The organism is Synechococcus sp. CCY9201 (assembly GCF_034931105.1).
Lineage (GTDB): Bacteria > Cyanobacteriota > Cyanobacteriia > PCC-6307 > Cyanobiaceae > CBW1002.
The window spans coordinates 1-4,372 of record NZ_JAYGIC010000041.1; the positions used below are offsets into that span (position 1 = coordinate 1).

Here is a 4,372-nt window from a genome sequence, read left to right on the forward strand (position 1 = left end):
CGCTGATCAACTTCCTGGTGATCGCCTTCGTGGTGTTCCTGATCGTGCGGGCGATCGAGGCCACCAAACGCAAGGAGGAGGCGGTGGCACCTCCCGATACTCAGGCCCAGCTGGCTTCGGCGGTGACAAGGCTCGCCGAGGCGCTCGACCGCAAGGGGCTGTAGGAGACGGCCGCAGGAGCCGCTGCAGATGGGGGTTGTCAGGCAGGCCCCCAGTTCTCGATGCAGAGGTCTTGAAGGGTCCACAAATCGGCTCGCACGCCGCCAAGCGCACCTGTCGGTCCGTGCGGTGGGGCAACCAACTGGGGAGTCCCGTGACCCCATAGCAGTCCGACGTTCCCGTCCCGTCAATGGCCTGTCCGTCTGCCCGGCTGGTTGCACCCCCTCCCGTTCCCAGCCGCCATGAGCGCAGCGCCAATGGCGGCCGGCTGAGCAGCCTCAAGCTGGATGCCAAACGCAGCGGCTACCTTCAGCTGATGCGTTGGGCTGCTGAGTTTGGGAGTCGCCCGGTGTTCGCCGTGGAGAGCACCGGTTGCTACGGCGCCGGTCTCTGCTGCGGGCTCCTTGATTGCCGGCCAATCGATTGGCATTCCCAAGGCAGGACATGACCTGGTGGAGATGATCCGCATGCTCAAGGTGGTCAAGGATTCAGCCACCGACTACCGCACCGCGGCCCTCCATCAGTTGCACGCCATCGTGGTGACTGCACCGGCAGCGTTGCGGGAACACCTGCAGCAGCTCAAGGGCAAGGAGCTGGTGGAATGCTTCAGCGGTCTGCGTTCTGGAGAGATCAGCACACCGCTGGCCGCCGTCAAGATGGCCCTGCGCAACCTCGCCCGCCGCATCCAGCAGCTGGATCGACTGACGATGCAGCACTGCCCGGAGCTGCGCAACACCGACGGGGTGGGTGTGGATATCTCCGCCACCCTTGTCTTGGCAGCCGGCGATAACCAGGAGCGGATGTAATCGGAGGCCTCGTTCGCTGCCCGCTGCGGTGGCATCAGCAGACCAAGGAGATCATCCGCTGCCTCAAGCGATTCGTGGCCCGCGAGGTGTTCGGCATCCTGCGCGGGGGGCCTGCGGTGCGAACGGCACCCGGCCTGATCAGCAGCCGGATTGGAACAGTCCTCCAGGCTCCCGCCGGAGCCGTTGCCTGCCCCTCCAAGGCAGGCGGCGGTTCCGGCGGAATCAGAGCCGGCCGGTGGTTCAGCTGTCGACGGGAATCAGCACATCGAGCAGCTCGGCTCGTAACGGCTGGCCGGGTTGCTCCGGCACAACGAGGACGACGGCCTTGGCCTCGTTGAGATCGCTGTCGTCAGTTATGGCCTCGCCATCGGCATCCCAGCTCTCCAGCGCTGCATTCAGCCAGCGGGTCTTGGTTTCCAGAAAGGCGATCGCGTCATCGGGACTCCAGCGGGCCTCGCTGCCGCGGCAGGGATAGCGCTGCAGCAGCTCGAGGATGCCGATCTCCTGCAGCTCAGGGGTGCCGGAGGGGTCGCGCACCAGCACGGCGTCGGCATCGGTGGCGTTGTCGATCAGCTTCTGGATGTCGCTGCGATCGTCGTCCTCCTCCAGCTCCTGCCAATCCCGGAGATCGATGACCTTCTCCAGCAGGGCCTGCAATTCATCCATAGGCATCGGTGGCGCTTGTTTTGGCCTGGTGGGATGGGAAGCGAGCTCGATCAGGCCTTCCGCTGCCTCGATGATCTGCGTCAGCGCCAAATGCTCCGCCACCAGGGTGAACGTGGTCTCGGTCAATTCTTCGAGTGGCAAACGCGGAGCATCCACGTCGTTTCGTACCCGATCGATAGCCTCCAAGAGGAGAAGCTGGTTCGATGTGGTGATCGGCTCCACAGCATGGGCAAGGCGGTATCGGTTCCATCTTTGCTCAGCTGTCGTGCCCCTCCAGTACCGGGCAACCACCAGCCGATGACGGAGGTGAGGCGGGGCTTGACAGTCCATAGGAGTGTCATGCTGGAAGCAGACAATGGCCTCTGGTTCTCAAGCAGACAGCCATGGCCTCCGGCATCACGGTTACGTCCAATCCAGATCCGGCTCAGCTGGCCAGCCTGGGCGTGACGAGCTGGCCGACCTGGGGATGTGAGGTCAGCACCTTTCCCTGGACCTACGACGAGCAGGAGACCTGCCTGCTGCTGGAGGGGGATGTGACGGTCACCCCCGATGGCGGTAAGCCGGTGCGCTTTGGGGTCGGTGATCTGGTGGTGTTTGACGCCGGGCTGAGCTGCACCTGGGAGGTGCACGCCCCGGTGCGTAAGCACTACCGCTTTGGCTGAGCACTGCCGCAGAGTGGGACAGATGCAGACACCACCCCGCCCCGCGCCCCGTGAGACCACCGAGGCGATGGTGCGCAACATCGGCCGGGAGCTGGCGGAGATCGAACAGGCCATCGGTCGCTGCCGCGGCGATCTCATCGCGGAACCCAAGCTGACCGGCACCTGGATGGCCCACCTGCTGATCAGCACCACGGAGCTGCTGCGCAACCTGCTGATCGAGTCGGCCAAAAGGCCCCAGCGGATCAACGGTTCGGGGTGACGGGCCGCGTCCAGCGCCGGTTGAACCAGACCCCGCCGCCGCCCCAGCCCAGCACTTAGGTGAACAGGAAGCCGATGGCCTCGAGGTTGCCCGTCATAGGAGTGAGAGGGGAGTGGTGGCCATCAAAAACCCCCGGGGTTGCCGGGGGTGGTGGGAAGCTTGAGCGGAGCAGGAGCTCAGAAGCAGAAGGGCAGGAACTGGGTGCGGCAGGCGGCGTAGCCATCCACCAGGGCGCCGAGGCCGATCTGATGGGCGATTCCAGAACCGGTGAGGCCTTCCACCACGATGCCGATCACGATCCCGAGCATGGCGGCGCGGCCGTTGAACAGTTCAGCGCGCTTGAGCTGCTCCATGTGAATCAGCTGCTCGGCGCGGTTCTCGAACCATTTGTCGTTGGCAGGGGTGTTGGTCATGGGAGCTCCGGTGCGGTGGATGGTGGTCTTGGACGAACGGCTCAGTCGGCCGGTCGGGTCTGGAGCAGGGCACCTGTGATCCAGGCGCGGATGAGCAGGAGGGCAAGGGTGCCGGTCATCGCTGGGGGGTGGGGGCGAGATCGCTGGGGCGGGTCAGAACGAATGCGGTCATGCCGGTGAGCAGCACCACTAGGGCGACGACGGCGGTGATGGCGGCGGAGTAGTCGGTGCTCATGGTGATCAACCGAGCCCGATCTGCTGAAGGATGCCCTGGCCGGTGAGCAGCTCGGTGGCAAGGCCGATCACGAAGCCCAGCATGGCCAGGCGGCCGTTCCAGGTCTCGGCGAAGGCGACAAACCCGAAGCGGGGAGCGGGATCAGTCATGAGTGTTTCAGTTCGTTACGACAACTGTAACGCCATGTGAAGCGGTTGGGACATGGCGGATTCCCGCATGGGTGCCTGAATGGTGGGAGCGCCGGGCCGGCAGGGTGATCCATTCCCCCGCCGGCAGCGGGCTGGAGAGCTTGAATCCCGGCACCAGCAGCTGCAGGCCGGCCGGGATCGGCGTGGTGGAGCGGTAAACGGGCAGCAGCAGGGTGGTGCCAGCCGGCATCGGTTCCTCGCTGGGCCAGCTGGCCAGCTCCGGCTTGAACTGCCACAGCAGGCTCAGGCTGAGATTCGGCTTGGCCGCCACGCTGCTCAAGGTCTCGCCCTCAGCGGTGACGTAGGCCTCGCTCTGCTGCAGCACCACCAGCGCGAGCGGAACTGGAACTGGCTGGCAGCTGAGCTGCACCAGAGGTTCAGGCCTCGTGCAGCAGGCCCAGGGCCTGCATCACTTGGAGACGGATGCCGCTCAGTCGGCTCCAGGCTCGCACCGCATCCTCTCTGCTCCGGTAGGGACGCCAGTCGTCTTCAGCGATGCGGCGTTGCAGATGGGCCGCCACGCGTTGCGCGACAGTCACATCGCTGGGCCTTGCCAATCGCAGCGTTTTCCTCCCGATCACCACTTCGGCAGCCATGGCACTCCGGATCACCGCTGGAAGGCAGTGTTCATTGTCCAGCCTTGCCAGATCCTCTCAGGCCAGGATGGGGAAACAACCCTTCAGCCCGTTCACCAGAATCTGCACCGCCACGGCAGTGATCAGGAGCCCCATCAGGCGCTGCAGCACCCGTTCGCGGGTCTGACCAAGCCATTGCCACAGCCGCGGCGTCAGCAGCAGGAACAGGAAGCGTCCCATCGCCATCGCGCAGATCACAAGGCTGACCAGCAGTCGCCCGGTCTAGGAGTTTGTCGCCCGAAACCAGCAGCGCCAGCGAGCACAAGAACTTGCTGAGCCAATGGTCTTGGTTATCGGCATCTCAATGCCGGTGATTCCGGCCAATCTTCGGTTGCCGCACTGGCAGCCA

The 4,372-nt window shown here is 64.9% G+C and carries 10 protein-coding genes; 4 read left to right on the top strand and 6 right to left on the bottom strand.

Features of this window, described 5'->3' with window-relative positions; translation table 11 throughout:
* The coding region (locus VB716_RS04445) for an MscL family protein (protein ID WP_323269840.1) at positions 1-164 on the top strand (164 nt) is incomplete at its 5' end.
* A 399-nt stretch (positions 165-563) separates the two neighbouring features.
* Positions 564-965 (top strand): hypothetical protein, encoded by a 402-nt coding sequence (locus VB716_RS04450; RefSeq protein ID WP_322758030.1) that lies wholly within the window; start codon positions 564-566, stop codon positions 963-965.
* Between the two features lie 240 nt (positions 966-1,205).
* Here the strand turns inward: VB716_RS04450 and VB716_RS04455 are convergent, their stop codons facing one another.
* The gene (locus VB716_RS04455; protein ID WP_323269839.1) at positions 1,206-1,757 is read right to left on the bottom strand and encodes a hypothetical protein; all 552 of its coding nucleotides are present in this window, start codon (positions 1,755-1,757) and stop codon (positions 1,206-1,208) included.
* A 257-nt stretch (positions 1,758-2,014) separates the two neighbouring features.
* On the opposite strand from VB716_RS04455, the gene VB716_RS04460 reads away from it, so the two are divergent.
* Both VB716_RS04460 and VB716_RS04465 read left to right on the top strand, forming a co-directional pair.
* On the top strand, positions 2,015-2,293 hold the full coding sequence (locus VB716_RS04460) for a cupin domain-containing protein (RefSeq protein WP_197158150.1): 279 nt from the start codon (positions 2,015-2,017) through the stop codon (positions 2,291-2,293).
* Between the two features lie 22 nt (positions 2,294-2,315).
* Positions 2,316-2,552, top strand: a complete 237-nt coding sequence (locus tag VB716_RS04465; RefSeq protein ID WP_197171111.1) for a hypothetical protein — start codon at positions 2,316-2,318, stop codon at positions 2,550-2,552.
* 176 nt (positions 2,553-2,728) lie between these two features.
* On the opposite strand, the gene VB716_RS04470 is transcribed toward VB716_RS04465, so the two are convergent.
* The 5 genes from VB716_RS04470 to VB716_RS04490 form a co-directional block, all read right to left on the bottom strand.
* Positions 2,729-2,965: a chlorophyll a/b-binding protein gene (locus VB716_RS04470; protein WP_197158154.1), complete on the bottom strand. Its 237-nt coding sequence runs from the start codon at positions 2,963-2,965 to the stop codon at positions 2,729-2,731.
* Positions 2,966-3,205: 240 nt separating this feature from the next.
* Positions 3,206-3,349, bottom strand: a complete 144-nt coding sequence (locus tag VB716_RS04475; RefSeq protein WP_197158156.1) for a chlorophyll a/b-binding protein — start codon at positions 3,347-3,349, stop codon at positions 3,206-3,208.
* A 7-nt stretch (positions 3,350-3,356) separates the two neighbouring features.
* Positions 3,357-3,716 (bottom strand): hypothetical protein, encoded by a 360-nt coding sequence (locus tag VB716_RS04480; RefSeq protein WP_323248849.1) that lies wholly within the window; start codon positions 3,714-3,716, stop codon positions 3,357-3,359.
* A 49-nt stretch (positions 3,717-3,765) separates the two neighbouring features.
* Positions 3,766-3,984, bottom strand: coding sequence for a hypothetical protein (locus VB716_RS04485; protein ID WP_322758033.1), 219 nt, complete (start codon positions 3,982-3,984; stop codon positions 3,766-3,768).
* A 57-nt stretch (positions 3,985-4,041) separates the two neighbouring features.
* The gene (locus VB716_RS04490) at positions 4,042-4,236 is read right to left on the bottom strand and encodes a MarC family protein (protein ID WP_323269842.1); all 195 of its coding nucleotides are present in this window, start codon (positions 4,234-4,236) and stop codon (positions 4,042-4,044) included.
* Between the last annotated feature and the right edge of the window lie 136 nt (positions 4,237-4,372).